Here is a 993-nt window from a genome sequence, read left to right as displayed (position 1 = left end):
ATCGCGGTGTGGGCCGGCTCTAAGGCCGGTGAGCAAGACCGGGAATCACTCAACCTATTGGTGTATCATTTACTTGAAATCCTCAAAGTCTGTGATCAAGTTTGCCCGGCTTCAAAAAAAACTTGTCATACAGTTAATTAATTGATATAATTTATAATTATAAACAGTCTGGAAGTAAACCAGGCCTTTTTCGTCCGGCGGCGGGATGCTGCCGGGCAACCAAAATCCACTACCCATGATGGCGGGATGCCTCCAGGGTGGCGCCGGGCGGGATGCCAGGCAGGAAAAAGTTTTTTTTGGAAGTAAAAATGGGAAATGAAATTTTTTACAGAACGTACGATCTTGACCGCCGGAAAATCGATGAGAAGCGGCGCACCGTTCCTCTCGCGTTTTCATCCGAAGAGCCGTGTCGACGCTGGTTTGGCGATGAAATTTTAAGCCATGATCCGGCGGACGTAGACATGTCTTTTTTGTCTGCCGGGAAAGCGCCGCTGTTGAAGGACCACGACGCAGATTGTCAGATTGGGGTGGTTCAGTCGGCCAGGCTGGAAGGCGACAAGGGCCGAGCCGTGGTCCGGTTTTCGAAACGGCCCGAAGCCGAAGACGAATTCCAAGACGTCATTGACGGCATTCGAACTTGTGTATCGGTTGGCTATTATGTGACCGAACGTAAGCTTGTCCGAGAACAGGACGGTGTTAAAACCTACCGTTGCAAGTGGTGCCCGGTTGAAATTTCGACTACATCAATTCCGGCCGACCAAACCGTTGGCGTTGGCCGATCAAAAGGAAATAAAAAAATGACCATTGAAGTAAATGATCCCGGAAAACGGGAAGAAAATATTTTAAACAAATGGAATCAGAGCGATGCTGACAAGCTTGAGATGCTTGAAATCGGCAAGCGCGTTGGCCTCATGGACGAAGCGATTGCTTTTGTCCGGGACCGCCGGCCGCTTGAGGCTTTCAGGGAACTCGCCATGAACAAGCTTGCGGAGC

General features: G+C 50.1%; 1 protein-coding gene. It reads left to right on the top strand.

All coding sequences use genetic code 11. From position 1 onward, the window contains the following. Positions 1-308: 308 nt before the first annotated feature. A partial coding sequence (locus JCM12296_RS35165; RefSeq protein ID WP_172684282.1) for an HK97 family phage prohead protease occupies positions 309-993 on the top strand: 685 nt, incomplete at its 3' end.

The organism is Desulfosarcina cetonica JCM 12296 (assembly GCF_001311845.1).
GTDB lineage: Bacteria > Desulfobacterota > Desulfobacteria > Desulfobacterales > Desulfosarcinaceae > Desulfosarcina > Desulfosarcina cetonica.
This window is presented reverse-complemented; position numbering and strand designations above follow the sequence as displayed.